At 40.8% G+C, this 18,206-nt stretch carries 14 protein-coding genes; 5 read left to right on the top strand and 9 right to left on the bottom strand.

Going from position 1 to position 18,206, the window contains the following annotated elements; all coding sequences use genetic code 11:
- Positions 1 to 344 precede the first annotated feature (344 nt).
- From tnpB to CZ367_RS09595, 7 genes are all read right to left on the bottom strand, one after another.
- Positions 345 to 689, bottom strand: coding sequence for an IS66 family insertion sequence element accessory protein TnpB (gene tnpB / locus CZ367_RS09625; protein WP_077195909.1), 345 nt, complete (start codon positions 687 to 689; stop codon positions 345 to 347).
- A 279-nt stretch (positions 690 to 968) separates the two neighbouring features.
- On the bottom strand, positions 969 to 2,330 hold the full coding sequence (gene hisS / locus CZ367_RS09620; RefSeq protein WP_077196690.1) for a histidine--tRNA ligase: 1,362 nt from the start codon (positions 2,328 to 2,330) through the stop codon (positions 969 to 971).
- A 6-nt stretch (positions 2,331 to 2,336) separates the two neighbouring features.
- Positions 2,337 to 3,611, bottom strand: coding sequence for an adenylosuccinate synthase (locus tag CZ367_RS09615; RefSeq protein WP_077196689.1), 1,275 nt, complete (start codon positions 3,609 to 3,611; stop codon positions 2,337 to 2,339).
- A complete protein-coding gene (locus CZ367_RS09610; protein WP_077196688.1) occupies positions 3,612 to 4,103 on the bottom strand; it encodes a Fur family transcriptional regulator in 492 nt (163 codons plus the stop codon).
- A gap of 271 nt (positions 4,104 to 4,374) precedes the next feature.
- Complete coding sequence (locus tag CZ367_RS09605; protein WP_077196687.1) at positions 4,375 to 4,989, bottom strand: DNA alkylation repair protein; 615 nt, start codon at positions 4,987 to 4,989, stop codon at positions 4,375 to 4,377.
- Positions 4,986 to 6,959: a dipeptidyl-peptidase 3 family protein gene (locus tag CZ367_RS09600; RefSeq protein WP_077196686.1), complete on the bottom strand. Its 1,974-nt coding sequence runs from the start codon at positions 6,957 to 6,959 to the stop codon at positions 4,986 to 4,988. The genes CZ367_RS09605 and CZ367_RS09600 overlap by 4 nt, the downstream gene beginning before the upstream one ends.
- Positions 6,960 to 6,991: 32 nt before the next feature.
- Complete coding sequence (locus CZ367_RS09595) at positions 6,992 to 7,420, bottom strand: helix-turn-helix domain-containing protein (RefSeq protein WP_077196685.1); 429 nt, start codon at positions 7,418 to 7,420, stop codon at positions 6,992 to 6,994.
- A 1,041-nt stretch (positions 7,421 to 8,461) separates the two neighbouring features.
- On the opposite strand from CZ367_RS09595, the gene CZ367_RS09590 reads away from it, so the two are divergent.
- The 3 genes from CZ367_RS09590 to CZ367_RS15540 all read left to right on the top strand — a co-directional run bounded on the left by CZ367_RS09590 (position 8,462) and on the right by CZ367_RS15540 (position 10,645).
- The gene (locus CZ367_RS09590; RefSeq protein ID WP_077196684.1) at positions 8,462 to 8,917 is read left to right on the top strand and encodes a hypothetical protein; all 456 of its coding nucleotides are present in this window, start codon (positions 8,462 to 8,464) and stop codon (positions 8,915 to 8,917) included.
- 225 nt (positions 8,918 to 9,142) lie between these two features.
- On the top strand, positions 9,143 to 10,258 hold the full coding sequence (locus CZ367_RS09585) for a porin (protein WP_077196683.1): 1,116 nt from the start codon (positions 9,143 to 9,145) through the stop codon (positions 10,256 to 10,258).
- 228 nt (positions 10,259 to 10,486) lie between these two features.
- Positions 10,487 to 10,645: a hypothetical protein gene (locus CZ367_RS15540; RefSeq protein ID WP_154669326.1), complete on the top strand. Its 159-nt coding sequence runs from the start codon at positions 10,487 to 10,489 to the stop codon at positions 10,643 to 10,645.
- Here CZ367_RS15540 and CZ367_RS09580 read toward each other — a convergent pair.
- The gene (locus CZ367_RS09580) at positions 10,616 to 11,737 is read right to left on the bottom strand and encodes an ATP-grasp domain-containing protein (RefSeq protein WP_077196682.1); all 1,122 of its coding nucleotides are present in this window, start codon (positions 11,735 to 11,737) and stop codon (positions 10,616 to 10,618) included. The genes CZ367_RS15540 and CZ367_RS09580 overlap by 30 nt on opposite strands.
- Before the next feature lie 300 nt (positions 11,738 to 12,037).
- Here CZ367_RS09580 and CZ367_RS09575 point away from each other — a divergent pair, with 300 nt between their 5' ends.
- Both CZ367_RS09575 and nifJ read left to right on the top strand, forming a co-directional pair.
- Positions 12,038 to 13,222, top strand: a complete 1,185-nt coding sequence (locus CZ367_RS09575) for an ATP-binding protein (protein ID WP_077196681.1) — start codon at positions 12,038 to 12,040, stop codon at positions 13,220 to 13,222.
- Between the two features lie 119 nt (positions 13,223 to 13,341).
- Complete coding sequence (gene nifJ, locus CZ367_RS09570; RefSeq protein ID WP_077196680.1) at positions 13,342 to 16,908, top strand: pyruvate:ferredoxin (flavodoxin) oxidoreductase; 3,567 nt, start codon at positions 13,342 to 13,344, stop codon at positions 16,906 to 16,908.
- A gap of 746 nt (positions 16,909 to 17,654) precedes the next feature.
- Here nifJ and CZ367_RS09565 read toward each other — a convergent pair.
- The gene (locus CZ367_RS09565) at positions 17,655 to 18,134 is read right to left on the bottom strand and encodes an Lrp/AsnC family transcriptional regulator (protein WP_077196679.1); all 480 of its coding nucleotides are present in this window, start codon (positions 18,132 to 18,134) and stop codon (positions 17,655 to 17,657) included.
- Positions 18,135 to 18,206 lie beyond the last annotated feature (72 nt).

Here is an 18,206-nt window from a genome sequence, read left to right as displayed (position 1 = left end):
CTTGCACTCTCAGGCAGGCGTTTCTCGCTGCGCCTGCCAAATACCATACGCTCAAGTTCAAGAATACGACGGGACTTTCGTTCCAGCTCAGCATCCTTAATCTTAAGCTCAGCATCCTTGTTCTTGAGTTGAGTATCCTTGTTCTTAAGCTCAGCCTCCTTGTTCTTGAGTTGAGTATCCTTAATCTTAAGCTCAGCATCCCTTTGCTCAAGAAGTTTAACAACAGCTTCCCGAGTGAGAGAATGGTAGTCAGATGTCATTGTACTATAAGGCATATCCATCACATTATCAGTTCTTTATACGATGTAAAGTTACGAAAAATATCTGACACTGACAAGAAAATACTAAGATTTATTGTATCTTTTTCTTCGGTAGCAATTAGGATTTATACCCTCTATATAGAGTACCAATTCGTCCCAGCGAAGTTCATAAAATCCAGTTCTCGCCCGTATGATTTTAGGACTCAGGCAACCCTGTGCCATCTGTTTATGATAGACGACAAAACCACAGCGTTCCCAGTGCAGCAATTTAATTCGGTTACGGGCTCGATTGTAGAAAACGTAGACAACACCATCAGAAGGATTGAAGTCATTGCTGCGTACCAATTGGGACAGGCGAAGAATACCCTGACGCATATCCACAGGAGTGCAACAAACCCGAAAAACATTTGTTTCGTTGAGTACAAACATAAGTTTTTCGGGCAAAGGTAGTAAAGCAAAAATGTTACACAAAGGCGGCTAATATTGGATGCTTACGGTTTATTTCTAAGCGTTAATTGGTTAATTGCTAAGCATTAATTGGTTAATTGCTAAGCCTTTTGGGTGTATTCTTCAAATTCATCTAAACAAATTCTAAACTATCGTAGCTTATTTCCCAAACTCATTTGAGGAAGTGCAAAACTGCCGTTGGTACATCTGCAAAACTTAGTGGAATAATCGCCAAACTGCCTTAACTTGACTTTTCCGAGTTTATTTTATACGTTCTAAAAGTTCTTCAGCAGACAAAACGAGCTGTTCACCTGTCTCCATTATCTTCAAAGTAACCTTGTTTTGTGCAATTTCGTTATCGCCAGCAAGTACAACAAATGGAATGTGCTTAGCATTAGCGTATGCCATTTGCTTCTTCATCTTTACCGCATCAGGGAAAATCTCGGTACGTATGCCTGCTTGGCGTGCTTGCATAGCGATAGGAAGGATATAGCCTGTTTCCTTCTCACCAAAGTTTATGAAGAGCACTTGTGTGCCTGTAACGCTTTCTTTAGGGTACAAATCCAAGGTATTCAGTACATCGTAGATGCGGTCAGCACCAAAGCTGATGCCCACACCCGATAGTCCAGACAAGCCAAAGATACCCGTAAGATTGTCATAACGTCCACCGCCAGTGATCGAACCTATCTGTGTGTCCAACGCTTTCACCTCAAAGATAGCACCCGTATAGTAATTCAAGCCACGTGCAAGGGTAAGGTCGAGCTCTATTTCATTGTGCAAAGCGGTCTTTTTGAGCATCTCCAAAATGTATTTGGTCTCTTCAACACCCTTCAAACCTATTTTGCTGTCAGCCAAAACATTAGCTATGGTTGCCAACTTTTCATCGTTCGTACCGCTAAGTTGAATGATAGGCTGCAATCGTGCAATCGCTTCGGTTGGAATACCCTCTTTTTCAAGTTCTTGATTTACGTTTTCAATGCCTATCTTATCCAACTTATCTATTGCAGTGGTTATCTGAACAATCTTGTCCTTTTCACCAATGATTTCTGCAATACCTGTCAATATTTTTCGATTGTTGATTTTTATCTGTACACGAATACCAAACTTGGTAAACACGGTATCAACAATTTGCATCAGCTCAACCTCGTTCATCAACGAGTCAGACCCAACAATATCGGCATCACATTGATAAAACTCACGATAACGACCCTTCTGTGGGCGGTCGGCACGCCATACTGGCTGTATCTGGTATCGCTTGAAAGGCATTTGGAGTTCATCTCGGTGCATCACGACATAGCGTGCAAAAGGCACAGTGAGGTCGTATCTCAGTCCTTTCTCCGATAGTTTGGTTTGCAATTTCAAGGTGTTGCGAGCCATTAACTCCTCGTCAGAAGCACTCTTGAGGAAGTCTCCCGAGTTCAAAATCTTAAAGAGCAGTTTATCGCCCTCGTCTCCATACTTACCAAGAAGTGTTTGGAGCGTTTCCATCGCAGGTGTCTCTATCTGCTGAAAACCATAGAGCGCATACACCTTTTTGATGGTGTCGAATATATAGTTGCGTTTTGCCATTTCATCAGGGCCGAAATCACGTGTCCCCTTTGGAATGGATGTATTGTTTGCCATAAACTTTTATCTTATAATGGTTTGTGCGCGGTCTGGTCCGATTGATATTACACTGATGCGAGTTTCAAGGAAGTCTTCCAAGAACTTCACATATTCTTTAAATTCAGCAGGGAATTGAGCCTCTGAAGTGAATTGTGTCATATCTGTTTGCCATCCCTTCAATTCTTTGTAAACAGGTTTTACATCTGTTATGTCGTATGGTAGTTCGGTTGTGGTTTCTCCATTAGGCAACTCGTAAGCCACACACGCCTTGATGGTCTTGAAAGTATCGAGTACATCGCTCTTCATCATAATCAGCTCGGTTACACCGTTTACCATTATAGAGTAGCGCAATTGCACCAAATCTATCCACCCACAGCGGCGTTCACGTCCCGTTACAGCTCCATACTCGTGACCCAAGTCGCGCAAAAGAGTACCTGTCTCGTCGAAAAGTTCGGTTGGGAAAGGACCAGAGCCCACTCTTGTGCAGTAAGCCTTCATTATTCCGAACACGTTGCCAATCTTATTAGGTCCAATACCTAAACCTGTGCAAGCACCTGCCGAAATGGTATTAGAAGAAGTAACGAAAGGATAAGAACCAAAGTCGACATCCAACATTGTGCCCTGTGCTCCTTCGCAGAGAATACTTTTATCCTTGCGGAGCGTATTGTTGATTTCGTGTTCAGAATCTACGAAGCGGAACTGTTTCATATATTCAACACCTTCCATCCAAACTTTCTCTGTCTCCTCGAAACCTTCAAAGTCTGTCCAGCCAAGTGCCTTCAACATATTGAGATGGCGTGCTTTATGCTTTGCGTACTTTTCATCAAAGTTTTCCAAGATGTCGCCCACACGCAATCCGTGGCGACTTGTTTTATCGGTGTAAGTTGGTCCAATACCTTTACCCGTTGTACCCACCATCTCTTTACCTTTAGCCGCTTCGTTTGCTTTATCAAGAATACGGTGTGTAGGCATAATGAGATGAGCTTTCTTAGAGATGTAAAGTCGTTCAGCCAATGGGTGTCCTGATGCTGCCAAGTCCTTTGCCTCGCTCATAAAGAGGTCTGGAGCCAACACCACTCCATTGCCAATGATATTTACTTTTCCACCTTGGAAGATGCCAGAAGGAATAGAACGCAGCACATACTTTTGTCCTTCAAACTCGAGCGTGTGTCCTGCATTTGGTCCTCCTTGAAAGCGTGCCACTACATCATAACGTGGTGTAAGCACATCAACGATTTTTCCTTTACCTTCGTCTCCCCATTGGAGTCCTAAAAGCACATCTACTTTACCTGTTTCCATTTATCTATTATCTTGTTTCTTGGTTTTCAACTTGTTTCGCTCACGTGAAATCTTTGTTTGACATCGAGAGCACACACCATAGATATAAAGCGAGAAGCCGTCTTTTCTGAACCTTTGCAATTTTGTGTCGGCTATCAGGTTTGTAATAGCCTCAGATTCTATTTCTGTAACAGCTCCGCAGACCGTACATATCTGGTGTATATGGTCTTCGTTGTTATAACAAGCCTCGTATTTGGTTTGCCCAATGAAGCGATGACGCACTACAAGACGCAACTCAATGAAGAGTCGCATCGTGTTATATAATGTTGCACGGGAAACTCTAAAGTTCTGACTTTCCATTGTCTCGCCCAACTCATCAAGAGAGAAGTGTCCCTTCATATCGTACACGGCGTCAAGTATGGCAAAGCGTTCACTTGTCTTCCGATGGTTGTTCATCTGAAGATAATTATTAAGTATTCCCCTAACTTTGTCTTTGACTATGTCTTTAGTCACGTTTTATACTGATTAAATTTTCCTACAAAGTTAAAGGTTTTTATGGACAAAGTCTAAATAAGAGGCACAAAAAAAAGTTAAAAAAATCTCCCCTAACTCCTCCATTGAGAGGGGAGCACATATTTGCTGTACGTTAGTAAGGTGTAGTTTTGGCAGAGGGGGCGGACTTGTCAGACTTGTCGGACCCGTCGGACCTGTCGGACAAGTCAGACCTGTCGGACAGGTCGGACAGGTCTGACGAGTCCGACAAGTCTGACCAAAGAGCCCTACCTTATAATAAATCTAATCCTGCCAATGCCTTTTGGGCAATGCGCTCATACATCTCGCCCATATCACAGAAGCGGAGTACAGAGCGATAGGCGGCTTGTTTTACAGCCAAATCGTTGCCACTCAATGCTACTTGTGCTTGGTCTAAAAACTCGTTAATGCCTCGCTCATCGGGTACTTTTCCGTCCGAAAACATACCTGCAAGCGTCTGATAGCCACACACTTGGTAAAGACTTTCTGAACGTGACAGACAGCGAAAAGCCAACTCAGGCGCAAAGCTAACATAGCGCAACAAGTTGAAAGCCAACATCTCGGCTATCTCTTGTGTACGCACTTGCTCCAACCATATATCGGCAACCTCGGGCAACATCTCCTCGGCAGGCATAATATAGGTAGCCAAAATCTTACATTCACGACTCTCTTCTTTCCACAATTCTATTGCCAAATCGTAGTCTTTGCCTATCTCTTTTGCCTTTTTGCGCAAGGTAAGCAGGTCAATACCCCAATTTATTTTATAGTTTACACCCTTCTCACGCATTGAGTGTGATGCTTGTCCGTTCATAAACAAGTGGAACGACCGCTTTATTTCCTTTATTTTTTCCTTTGTTTCTTCTTTCATTCCTGTGTGCTATATTCTGTTGAATATCGTTTCATTTGTGCAGCATACGCCTCTGTGTAATCCACTTCCACATCTGTTATTTCGTTGTTTGCATCTCTCACCAACGTAAAACGTGGGTTAATAAAGCCCTTATAAGGCGCAATGTTTAACGTTTCGTAGCGTGAGAGTACTTCCTTGTGTAATGTGCCGTCTACCTTGATACCGTATTGCTCCACAAGATTGCGAGCCGATGCAAAGTCGCCTTCACTCTTTATGCGCTGTATTTCAGCCAATTGGTAAGCAAATATTTGGCGAAGTGCCTCGTAATCGTTTATCTTGACAAAGGTTTTCTCCGTTCCGTCATCACCCTTTTGTTTCACCAAGGCGATAACACTTGCTGCCTTTCCCCTGTCGTAAGCCCAACGAGCTATGAGCGCACGATTTTGCATGTGCGACTCTTCTATCTGCTTTTCTAAACGAATACGCACCAATTGGGTCATCAGACCATTCATTATATAGGTGTAATACTGCGCCTTGTAAGCCTCTGCCGACTGCAACAGGCCCAATTCTTGCAACTTGGCATCAGCCATATAATACAATCCGAACAAGTCGGCACGGGCTTCCTCTATGGTATTGCCATAGTTTTTCAGCGCATCGGGGTCTGTACCTTCCAACAGTTTGCCACTGCCGTGCCCCAAACACTCGTGCAAGTCGGTATGCAGGTCGTCTGTCTTATCACCATACGCCTCTATCTGGGCGAGCGTTTCCGCATCGATAACAAACTCTTTCAAAAATCCGTTACCCTTTGCCGCCATTGCGTAAGCGTGGGTAAGATTGGAAATGGTAACACTCTTAGAGCCATGTTCAGCCCTTATCCAGTCGGCATTGGGCAGATTGATACCGATAGCCGTAGACGGATACTCGTCGCCTCCCAACATTGCCGCACACACCACATTGGCTGTAACGCCTTTCACCACCGCTTTCTTAAACTGTGGCGCAACGGGCGAATGGTCTTCAAACCATTGTGCGTTCTTCGAAATGATCTGTGTGCGCTGTGTTGCTTCAAGATTTTTATAGTGCACAATGCCTTCCCACGAACCTTTCAGCCCGAGTGCATCGCCATAAACCTCAATAAAACCATTGATAAAGTCTACCTGTCCTGCGTGTTCTTTCACCCAAGCGATAGAATACTTGTCAAAATCTGCCAACGAGCCTGTGGTATAATAAGTTATGAGCAAGCGTATAATCTCTTTTTGCGCCTCATTTTCCGCATACGAGATGGCTTTCTCTAACCAATATACAATGTGTTCGATAGTGCGTCCATACCGACCGCCCACGTGCCACACCTCTTCTTTCAGTTCGCCATCACGCTTCACCAAAGTGGAATTAAGTCCAAACGACAATCTTTTATCCGCTGCCGTTTCTTTTTTCTCCTTATAATATTGTTCCACTTCAGCCTGACTTACATCTTCGTAATAGTTGTTAGCCGACTCGCAAATAATGTCTACCCCCTCCGCCTTGTTCACACGTTTTGCCAAGAAAGAGGGGTCGAAAATGGTTTTACTCAATATCTTTATGTGCTCGTCAAGGGTTTCGCCCTCGCTAAGACACAATTTTTCAGTTCCTACGGTACGCAATGCACGCTCGAAAAAGGCTTGCGAAAAGGTAGGTACAAACTTGTCCATTGCATAATGATGATGAATACCATTAGCAAACCACACCTTATTAAGATATAGTACAAGGGCAGAGAAGTCGTCGCTCCCCTGCTCTATTTTCGCCTCAACGATAGCTTCTAAAGCCCGTCTGATGCGAAGATTGTACTTACCAAACTGGTCGAAGGTAATGTCTCTGCCCCAAAGGGTAGCCTCCGCCAAACAATATATATATAGTTTTTGCTTTAAAGACAAGCTTTCGAATCCATCTAAACGATAGCGCAACAACTGTATGTCGTCAAATCGTTCAGATGAATATTCAAAAGAGTTGTTACTCATATATTTCCATTTTATAAGAAGCCCATAGCTCCTTAATCCTTAATTATTCCCGCCATTACTTTTATCTTGTAATCGCGCGGGGTCGTACCTTCGAACTTATAGAACGAAGCGTAAAACGACTGTCTATTGGAGAAGCCCACCATATCGCTGATGTCCTCCATCGTCAAGTCTTGATAACGCTTGTCAGCCAAGAGCTGTTTTGCATTCTCAATTCTAAACTTATTTACAAACGAGGTATAGTTAGCGTTAAATCTAACATTAATTACTGCAGACAAATAGCGAGTATTCGTGCCTATGTCTTCAGCCAATAGTTTTGCCGAGTAGTGCTTATCCTTGTACCTCTTTTGAACCTTAATAATGTTAATAATCTTTTCTTCCAATTCTTTCATCATCGTCTCGCTTACAAGGTTTCTATAAGCAGGCTCGTGCACTTTCTTTTCTGTGATGTTATACTTTGCCATAATAATTGTAAGATTTCAAACGACTACGGTGTCAAGTTTTATTTTTGCAAATATAAGTTTTTTCTTTTACAATTTCAAGTTTTAAGTGCACATTTTTTATAAATATCTATCTTTTAATCGTTTTTTATACAAAAATCACCTATATTTGTCAAATAACGCTGTAAAGAAATCGCAAAACAACCTTTACAGTTGCATCACCAACGCTAATTTTGCACTTCTAAAACAACGTTTTTACTAAAACTTTTTGGCGCATCTTTACGCGCAAAACATCATTTAGCACAATTGTGCCCCACCAACCTTATATTTATTGTCGGTTATTCTCTTCATATTTTCTGATTTATAGAACGGAAATGTTAATTCATCATGCCATATTTCACAGATTTAGAACATAAAGACATATTGCACACAAGAGTGGGCTAAATTTGTGTGCAATCGTAAACACTTAATAAACAGAACATTAACACACATAATAAGTAATATGTGCAAAACAATGCACCCGAAACTTTGGAAACATAAAACTATAAAAACGACAAAACCAACAAAAAATGCGGTGTTTCGGGGTATTTTAGCAACCTAAAGTTGAACTATGGGCCTACCAAAGTTGAACTATGACAATGCAATACATATATGTTTGAGGCTCCCAAACTTAAACTTTGGGAACGCACAAATCAACAATACGTGTTTTAAAACTATAAATACGAAATACAGAATAATTCTATTTCACGGTTTGAAATGTTAAAATGAAACAAACAGAGGATAGCCATCTCGCACCTTATCTTGTTAAGTATAGTTATATTATCTATAAGAAACTAAAACGTATTGATAAGGTCGATAAAATTAAAACGCTTAACATAAAATATTAAAAAACGAAGTTGGGGTACTTTTGTAAAAACGAAGTATTTATCTTATGGTCATCATCTAACTCTCAATTGTAGTTAAACACATATAAAACATACTTTTTGAACATAAAATCTTGCTTTTTAAATTATTTTATCGTACATTTGCACAGTCATCACGATAAATTATGCAATATAACTATCAATGAAGAAAAAATTAATACTTATTGCAGCAATGTTCGCTATTTGTATGAATATGTCTGCACAGAAATTTATAGATGGAGTAGAATTTATGACAGAGTACGAACAAGCTATGACTACACTTAAAACACGCTTTGGAGAACCTGTAACAACACAAGCCGACAACGCAATATTTAATAATGTACAGTTTGATGGTGAAACCTTTAACGAGGCTAAATTCTTTTTCGACAGCAAGGGTCGCTTGAACCAGTTAAGACTGAAGAACAACTGCAAAAACCCAACAGAAGCAGTGAAATGTATGGATAAATTGGGCGAAAAGTATGCACAAAGTTATCCTACCACCCCATCTGAAGACGAAGAAGACGGACGCTTCATTGTAGGCTACGACGAAAAAGGCGCACGATTCTTCACTATCTCAACCTTTAAAAATATATGTAGTCTAACCTTTGGTCCTTTTTAAACAAGGCAAAAGCCACAACAATTCATCACATTATATTTAGTTAAGAAAACAAGCACACTTCTTGTCGGAGTGCACTTGTTTCTGCTATGTCATAGATAAATTCTACAAAAATAGCTTGTTAATTTATCTATTTGTCGTATAAAACTACAAAAGAACAAGAAATATAAGTCATTAAAGATATTTTTAATTACCTTTGCAAACATAAAATACAATACATTGACAATTATGAAGAAGTTTTTCGTTATGACCGCTATGGCGTTGGGATGGCTTAACACACAAGCAGATACCCCAAAATGGATTAACAACATTAAGCTTTCAGGATATGGCATAGCGCAATATCAATTTACGAGCCAAAAGAATGCTAAAGCAAACTCGTTCAATTTGCGTTTAGGACGTATATCGCTTGATGGGCGTATCTTTGACGATTGGGCGTGGAAAGCTCAAATCCAATTCAACGGAAATACTTCAACATTAGGAACATCACCACGTGTAGTAGACCTCTATACAGAGTGGCAAAAGTACTCATTCGTTAAGTTAAAAGTGGGACAATTCAAAAACCCATTTACATTTGAAAACCCAATGAACCCTATAGACCAAGGGTTTATGACTCTAGCACAAAGCATCATAAGCTTAGCAGGATTTTCAGACCGCACAGGTATGCACAGTTCTAACGGTAGAGATATAGGTGTTCAGGTTCAAGGCGACTTTGTGAAGAATAGCAAGGGTCGCAACCTTATTCACTATCAAGTGGGCGTATTCAATGGACAAGGTATCAACTTGAAGGACGTTGACCAACAAAAAAACATCATCGGTGGTATTTGGGTAATGCCTATCAAGGGTATGCGCTTGGGTTGGTTTGGTTGGACAGGTTCGTATGCGCGGAAGGGAACGTGGAACGATGAGAACGGTGTGGCACAACAAGGGGTTAGAAAATTGCAACAACGCCGCTATGCTTTCTCAGCAGAATACGTAAAGAACGATTGGACGTTCCGTTCAGAGTATATCCACTCTACAGGTGCTGCCTTCGCAAAACGTATGAACAATACTAACGATGCAGCAGCCAAGGATTGTACGCTAAGCAACAATGGCACAGAAGCACAAGGTGTATATGCATTGGTCATAGCTCCTTTGATGAAAGAAAAGCTATATGCAAAGGCACGCTATGATATGTATCAACCTACAGGCGGAGCTGATAAGCAGAAATCATTGTACGAAGTAGGATTAAACTACAAATTGAACAAGAATATTCAGCTTACCACAGAATATGCCTATGTGCACGATCGTGCCTTGGCAGAACCAAACTATTCGATGGTGGATATGCAGCTTAGCTTCAGATTTTAAGCAGCAAAATAATACAAATATGGAAAGCTCATTTAACCCAAATCGGCCAGTCGGACCAGTCGGACCAGTCGGACTTGTCAGACGAGTCAGACGTGTCAGACAAGTCCGACTGGTCTGACTGGTCTGACTGGTCCGACTGGCCGATTTGGGTTAAATAAAATTTCCATATTTGTAGCTATACATAACAAAAAAAGATTTAACAGGATAATAGTAATTAAGAACTTTAAAATGAACAGCATTCAACAAAGTCAGTACAGCGGATTTAGTCAAGAACGACACGTATCTGTACAACAGAAACGAAGAATGATAGGCAAAGTTACACTCTTCCTTGTTATAGCTTCAGCCATAGCAGTAATGTTAGCTGTGGCGTGGCTGTACACTCGCTAAATCGGCTTCGCACAAATAACGCTTAAATTGCAGATGGTGATGCAAACCATCAAAATCTATATGCATTATTTTAGTACCCGACAAGGGAAGACGAACCGCAGATAAGGCTACGTGGCCCATTGTGCGGCGAAGATTTAACTCGACAAAGGGGTGAAGAAGGAACGACTTGGTAGAAAGATGAGCCGACATAGGATTGGCAACAACCATCATATCAATGCCAAAAACACCCTCATACCCCTCACCTATGCGAGAAGATAAGGCAGAAAGAAGATAGGCTACTACGGCATCGAACAAGGACAAGTCGATATATTCGCCTAAGATTTCACGTTTAACACTTTCTGATGCAATAAGGTTGCCCGTGTACGACCCGTTTACGGTTTGAAAAAGCGATAAACCTAAATAGGAAACTTTACCATGAACAATAGAAAACTCTAAAGCAAAATCTCTCACCTTATTATAATAAGGCTCTACCACAATTCCACCTTGACGATGGATAACGTTATTCGCCCAATTGGCATGAACCACGTCCATATTTCGCTCCACATACCGTATGCCGCGCCCACTACTGCTCCAAGGAGCTTTTATTACCGACATAGGGTGCTCGGAAACAACAGCACGCAATTCGTCCATATTGGTAACAAAACGTGATTTACCTATTATATTATTAGAACTGAAATGCGTACGAAGATCAGAAAGCATATCTACAGCAAACTTGCGATGGCTCATCTGGCGTATATCACTAAGCTGTGTATCGGTAGGAAGCAAGGCGGAAGGCAACCCTAAAGTTCTCATTTGCTGACAGATAGTAGTGTCCCACCCCCAAGGTTCTACAGCAGTTATTGCTGAAAGATGGGCTGCAAGAGTGGTTTTATCAACAAATTGTACAGCATGGCTCAATCGCTGAAACTTAGAAGCCTTGGTTTGAGCTGAAGACAAATCGTCAACAAACACCAAATCACCATCTTCAGCCCAAAAGAAAGGAAGAAAAGACAAGTCGTTACGCAATACACGAGCAGCGTGAGGAGCTGTAAAAAACTTATCGTTTTGAGCCAATGCCAAATCGTGTTCAGGGTTGAAGATATGAAGTTTCATGTCAATAATTTTAAATTTTCGACTACAAAGGTACGTTAAAGTATAGTTAACACAAAATAAAATCAAAAAAAGACGCATTTTGTAATCTATAGTTTGCAAATTAAAGAATAAAGTATTATCTTTGCAGCTAATATTTAAAAGATTTCTTTTTCCCTCAATTACGAAGAAGGACAATATTTAGCTGCACATTGCACACGTTAGCAACATCTTTTTAGAAAGACGACAATGCAGCAAGAGATGAAAATTCGCAAGCCAACAGACTTGTTATAACGCTTAAATGAAATAATTTTGCAAATATAAATGGACGCATTTTTTCGTACTCACGCTTATCTTGTAGAGCATAATTACGCTCCAGTTCGCCGACTCCTAATGGATGAGATAGACTGGAATGACCGCTTGATTGGTATAAAAGGAGCACGCGGAGTAGGAAAAACTACTTTCCTTCTGCAGTACGCTAAAGAACGCTTTGGCGCTTTAGACCGCCAGTGTTTGTACATTAATATGAACAACTTCTTCTTCCAAGGGAAAGGCATTTCCGACTTTGCAGGAGAATTTTATCGTGGCGGAGGTCGTGTACTACTCATCGATCAAGTATTTAAGCAGCAGAATTGGAGCAGCGAACTAAGAAAATGTTACGACAGTTATCCTGACTTAAAGATTGTATTTACTGGTTCAAGCGTAATGCGACTAAAGCAAGAAAACGTTGAACTAAATGGTATTGTAAAGAGTTACAACCTTACAGGGTTCTCGTTCAGAGAGTTTCTAAACTTTAAAACAGGCAACAACTTCCCTGCTTATAAGTTGGACAACATTCTTTACAATCACGAATCGATAACAAAAGAGATATTAGCAAAGGTGAGCCCATTGAAATACTTTCAAGAGTATATTCACCACGGGTTCTATCCTTTCTTCTTAGAGAACCGAAACTATTCGGAAAATCTATTGAAAACAATGAATATGATGATTGAAGTTGATATACTTCTCATCAAACAGATAGAACTGAAATACCTCACAAAAATTAAGAAACTCTTCTACCATTTGGCAGTAGAAGGACCAAAATCGCCCAACATTAGCAACTTGGCACAAGAGATAAATACCAGTCGTGCAACGGTGATGAACTATATTAAGTATCTTGCCGACTCACGATTGATAAACATTATCTACCCCGTAGGACAGGAGTTTCCAAAGAAACCTGCCAAGGTGATAATGAATAACACGAACTTGATTTACGCAATTTATCCTATTCAGGTAGAACAACAACAATTAATGGAGACGTTCTTTGTCAATGCACTTTGGCCAGAACACTTAGTAAATGAGGGGAATAAACAAGGAAGTTACATTATAGATAATGTAAAGAAGTTTAGAATTTGTGATGCAGAAAATACAAAAATGAGATTGAGCAGCGATACATTTTACGCACGATACAATACAGAAGTGGGACGAGATAATAAAATTCCACTATGGTTGTTAGGATTTCTGTATTAGCCAAATACAAATGCTAAACCAACAAACAAAGACAAACAAGCTTTATTATAAAGATTGATTAAAATAGGCCCATACAAAGACCAAAAACATTATAAGAATAATTTAATAAATTAAAGGAAATGGCTAAAGAAAAAAAGTTCATCACTTGTGATGGAAACGAGGCCGCAGCTCACGTGAGCTACATGTTTTCAGAGGTAGCAGCTATCTACCCTATTACTCCATCTTCTCCGATGGCAGAACATGTAGATACATGGTCTGCAAAAGGTAAAAAGAACTTATTTGGACAGACTGTTACTGTTCAGGAAATGCAGTCTGAAGGTGGTGCAGCTGGTGCAATGCACGGTTCATTGCAAGCAGGTGCACTTACAACAACATTTACAGCATCACAGGGATTGCTCTTGATGATTCCTAATATGTACAAAATTGCTGGTGAAATGTTACCTTGTGTATTTGACGTTTCAGCTCGTACAATTGCTACACACTCTTTGTGTATTTTTGGCGACCACTCAGACGTAATGGCTTGTCGTCAGACAGGTTTCGCAATGTTCTGCTCAGGCTCTGTACAGGAGGTAATGGACCTCACAGCAGTGCCTCACCTCGCAACATTGAAGACCAGCATACCATTCGTTAACTTCTTCGATGGTTTCCGTACATCACACGAATACCAAAAGGTAGAGCTTATCGAACAAGAAGAAATTGCTAAACTCCTCGACCCAGAAGATATTAAGCGTTTCCGCGACCGTGCGCTCTCTCCAGAACGTCCTGTAACACGTGGTACTGCTGAAAATCCAGAAACATTCTTCACACACCGTGAAGCTTGCAACCAATACTACGAAAATATTCCTGAAGTAGTAGAAGATTACTTGGTAAAGATTAAAGAAATTACAGGTCGTGAGTACCACCTCTTCTCATACTATGGCGCTGAAGATGCTGAAAACATCATCATTCTTATGGGTTCTGCTTCTGAGGCAGCTCGTGAGGCTATCGACTACCAAATGAAGCAAGGCAAGAAGATTGGTATGATTTCAGTACACCTTTATCGTCCATTCTCTGCAAAGCACTTGTTGGCAGCAGTTCCTAAGACTGTAAAACGCATCGCTGTACTCGACAGAACTAAGGAACCAGGTGCTGAAGGCGAACCATTGTACCTTGACGTTAAGAGCGCATTCTACGATGTAGAAAACAAGCCAATGATTGTTGGGGGTCGTTATGGTCTCGGTTCTTCTGACACAACTCCAGCACATATCATCTCTGTATTCAACAACTTGGAATTGGCAGAACCTAAGAACCACTTCACAGTAGGTATCGTTGATGATGTTACCTTTACTTCTCTTCCTTTGATTGAAGAAATTCCAATGGGGGGCGAAGGTATGTTTGAAGCTAAGTTCTATGGTTTGGGTGCTGATGGTACAGTAGGTGCAAACAAGAACTCTGTAAAGATTATTGGCGACAACACCGATAAGCACTGCCAAGCTTATTTCTCTTACGACTCTAAGAAATCGGGCGGTTTCACTTGCTCTCACCTCCGTTTTGGTGATAGCGTTATCCGTTCTACCTATCAGGTTAATACTCCTAACTTTGTAGCTTGCCACGTTCAGGCTTACCTCCGTATGTACGACGTAATCCGTGGTTTGCAGAAGAATGGTACATTCCTTTTGAATACCATCTTCGAAGGTGAAGAATTGGCTAACTTCCTTCCAAACAAGATTAAGCGTTACTTCGCTCAAAATAATATCACCCTTTACTATATCAACGCTACGAAGATAGCACAGGAAATTGGTCTCGGCAACCGTACCAATACCATTCTTCAGAGTGCATTCTTCCGAATTACTGAGGTTATCCCAGTAGACTTGGCTGTAGAACAGATGAAGAAGTTCATCGTGAAATCTTACGGCAATAAGGGTCAGGATGTTGTAGACAAAAACTACGCAGCTGTAGACCGTGGTGGCGAGTACAAGACTTTGGCTATCGACCCAGCTTGGGCAAACCTTGCAGACGATGCTGAAGACCCTAACGATGATGCACCTGCATACATCAAGGAAATTGTACGTCCAATCAATGGTCAGATAGGCGACTTGTTGAAGGTATCAGACTTCATCAAGTACGATATGGTAGACGGTACAATGAAGAACGGTGCATCGGCTTTCGAAAAGCGTGGTGTAGAAGCTTTCCACCCTGAATGGACTTCTGAAAACTGTATCCAGTGTAACAAGTGTGCTTACGTTTGTCCTCACGCTTGTATCCGCCCATTCGTTCTTGACGATGAAGAAATCAAGGGCTTCGATGATAAGACATTGGAAATGAAGGTTCCAAAGCCTATGGCAGGAATGAACTTCCGTATCCAAGTAAGCATTCTCGACTGTGTAGGCTGTGGCAACTGTGCTGATGTTTGTCCTGGCAACAAGCAAGGCAAGGCATTGGCAATGGTACCATTTGTACGCGAACAGAAGCAAATTGACAACTGGAACTACCTCATTAAGAATGTAAAGACCAAGCAACACTTGGTAGACATCAAGAGCAACGTAAAGAACTCTCAGTTTGCACAACCTTTGTTCGAGTTCTCTGGTGCTTGTGCAGGTTGTGGCGAAACTCCATACGTTAAGTTGGTATCACAATTGTATGGTGATCGTGAAATGATTGCTAATGCAACTGGTTGTTCTTCAATCTACTCTGCATCAATTCCTTCTACACCATATACAACCAACGAAGAGGGTCAAGGCCCAGCATTCGATAACTCATTGTTCGAAGACTTCTGCGAATTTGGTATGGGTATGGCTATCGGTAACAAGAAGATGCGCGAACGTATCACTAAACTCTTGACCGACTCATTGACCGAAGACCACGTACCTGCAGAATTTAAGGAGGCAGCTCAAAAATGGATGGAGAGCAAAGACGACTCTGAAGCATCTAAGGCATCAAGCGCAGCATTGAAACCATTGATAGCAGTTGGCGCAGAACAAGGTTGTCCTATCTGCAAGGAATTGAAGACCTTAGAGCATTATCTCGTGAAGCGTTCACAATGGATTATCGGTGGTGACGGTGCTTCTTACGACATTGGTTACGGTGGTCTCGACCACGTTATCGCATCTGGCGAAGACGTAAATATACTCGTTCTCGATACTGAGGTTTACTCTAACACAGGTGGTCAGAGTTCTAAGTCTACCCCACTCGGTGCCATCGCACAGTTTGCAGCTTCTGGTAAGCGTATCCGTAAAAAGGATCTTGGCTTGATGGCTACTACATACGGTTATGTTTACGTTGCTCAAATCGCTATGGGTGCAGACCAAGCACAGACCCTCAAGGCTATCCGTGAGGCTGAAGCATACCCAGGTCCATCACTCATCATTGCTTACTCACCTTGTATCAACCACGGCTTGAAGGCTAAGGGTGCTATGGGTAAGAGTCAAGCAGAAGAGGCTCGCGCTGTTGAAAGCGGTTACTGGCACTTGTGGCGTTACAACCCACAGTTGGCTGAAGAAGGCAAAAACCCATTCTCACTCGACTCTAAGGAGCCTGACTGGAGCAAGTTCCAAGACTTCTTGATGGGTGAAGTACGTTATCTCTCTGTAAAGAAGGCTTATCCTAACGAGGCACAAGAACTCTTCGATGCAGCTGAACAGATGGCTAAACTTCGTTATCAAAGCTATGTTCGTAAGAGCAAGGAAGACTGGAGCGAAAACGCATAAGTCTTTTTAAAACAACTTATAAATTATCATTGAGAGGTTTCCATTTTTTGGAAGCCTCTCTTTTTTTGTGTCCAATTATAAGGGAAAGCTCTTCAAACTAAGCAAAAATAGGTTACAAAAAAACACGTTTTTGTGCCCAATTACAAGGTAGTATTTTTCGAACAAAAACGATAGAAATTGTAAAAACTTCGGTTTTTATATCCAATTGCAAGCTATCACTCCACCTTTATCTCGAAGAAGTATAACGACCGATTTGGCTCAAAAACAAGTCAAATAGTTCAAAACGAGTGCACAAATATCGAAGACCACTAACAACTAATTTTAAGATAAGAAAGGTAAATTTAATATAGAACCAAGCGAAAAACGCATATTAACATATAAAGCTATGCTAAAATGAGGTTTTAGAATTAAAAAATAAAAAATTAGTACACAAAATATTTGGAGGGGATTGAAAAACTTATTATCTTTGCATTAGTTTTTTTAGTGGTTAATTTAGTTTTAGTATTGGAACCTTGGTTGATGTGATATCAGTCAAGGCTTTCTTTTTATATACCATAAAGCACAATATACACCTTATTTCAAGCTATCATTTAATAGTATTGCTGCAACTTAAACATTTTCTATCTATTGTTTCTATTTTTAAGGCATCTACCTTGCAACACCTTTCCCATCACTCTTTATTCTCTATCCGCCATAAATACGCCCTTCTATTTGTGTGTTAAGACGCTTTCGCTATTCAAAGCCTTTTACTTTTTATCTCCAATAAATACGCCCCCAACATCTTTCACTTGACTCATAATAAATGTGCTGTGAATATTTCCCACACTATGAATTTTCCCCAAAGTATTGAGCAAGAACAAATGATACGAGTGCATATCCTTGGCATACACCTTTGCAAGGAAGTCGTAATCGCCACTGGTGTCGTAACATTCGGTTATTGCATCAATCTTCTCAATGGCTTGCACAAATCCCTCTATATACTCTTTGGTGTGCTGCTTCAGGCGTATATTGCACAACACACAAATCTGATTTCCCACCTTTTCTGAGTCTACAACAGCCGTATATCGCTTTATGTAGCCTTCTCGCTCCAATCTTTTTTGTCGTTCGAATGTAGGCGAAGGCGAAAGATGTATCTTTGCAGCCAACTCTTTCACTGTAAGATTAGAATCCTTTTGTAAAATCCTAAGTATTTTTAAGTCTATATCGTCTAATTGGTCTACCAACATTCTAATATCTTTTAAATTATTATACAACAATAATGAAATAAATTTACAAAATTTTATACGTATATTCTTTTA

Origin of the sequence: Prevotella ihumii (genome assembly GCF_900155655.1) — a bacterium.
Lineage (GTDB): Bacteria > Bacteroidota > Bacteroidia > Bacteroidales > Bacteroidaceae > Prevotella > Prevotella ihumii.
This window is presented reverse-complemented; position numbering and strand designations above follow the sequence as displayed.